The sequence below is a fragment of the Roseateles rivi genome (assembly GCF_043555845.1).
Classification (GTDB): domain Bacteria; phylum Pseudomonadota; class Gammaproteobacteria; order Burkholderiales; family Burkholderiaceae_C; genus Roseateles; species Roseateles rivi.
The window spans coordinates 1-985 of sequence record NZ_JBIGHZ010000015.1; the positions used below are offsets into that span (position 1 = coordinate 1).

Consider the following 985-nt stretch of genomic DNA (forward strand, 5'->3'; position numbering starts at 1 on the left):
GTGAGCTACACGCTCGCGGACAACGTCGAGAACCTCACCCTCACCGGCATCGACAACCTCAACGCCACGGGCAATGCGCTGGACAACCAGCTCACCGGCAACGACGGCGACAACATCATCGACGGCGGCGCCGGGGCCGACACCATGACCGGCGGGCGCGGCAACGACACCTACTACGTTGACAACAGCGCAGACCGCGTGGTCGAGCTCTCTGGCCAGGGCAACGACCAGGTCTTTGCCAGCGCCAGCTTTGTGCTGTCGGACAACATCGAGAACATCACCCTCACGGGCAGCGCCAACGTCAACGCCACGGGCAATGCGCTGGACAACCGCCTCGAAGGCAACAGCGGCAACAACGTGCTCGACGGCGGCGTCGGGGCCGACACCATGATTGGCGGCGAAGGCGACGACACCTACGTCGTCGACAACCTCAGCGACGTCGTCACCGAGGCAGCCAACCAAGGCGCCGACACAGTCCGCAGCTCCCTGACCTACCTGCTGGGCAACAACCTTGAAAACCTGGTGCTGCTGGGTGCCAGCGACCTGGACGGCACGGGCAACGCACTGGCCAACCAGATCACCGGCAACGATGGCAACAACGTGCTCGATGGCGGTGCAAGCAATGACGCGCTGATGGGTGGCCTGGGGGACGACACACTGATCGGTGGCACCGGCGCCGACACGCTCGATGGCGGTGGCGGCAGTGACACCGCCAGCTACGCCAATGCCAGCGGCGGCGTGGTGGCCAACCTGAGCCAGTCCTCCTCCAACACGGGCGAAGCCCAGGGCGATGTCTACATCAACATCGCCAACCTCACCGGCTCCGCCTTTGACGACCTGCTGGTTGGCGACGCCGCGGCCAACCGCCTGCTCGCTGGCGCGGGCAACGACACGCTGCAAGGCGGCGCGGGCGCCGACACCCTGGACGGTGGCGCAGGCATAGACACCGCCAGCTACGCGGGCTCTGGCCTGGGCGTGAACGTCA

Annotated in this window: 1 protein-coding gene; it reads left to right on the forward strand. The window is 66.4% G+C overall.

Annotated features, from left to right (window positions below; genetic code table 11):
• The coding region (locus ACG0Z6_RS16585) for a calcium-binding protein (protein ID WP_394463450.1) at positions 1 to 985 on the forward strand (985 nt) is incomplete at both ends.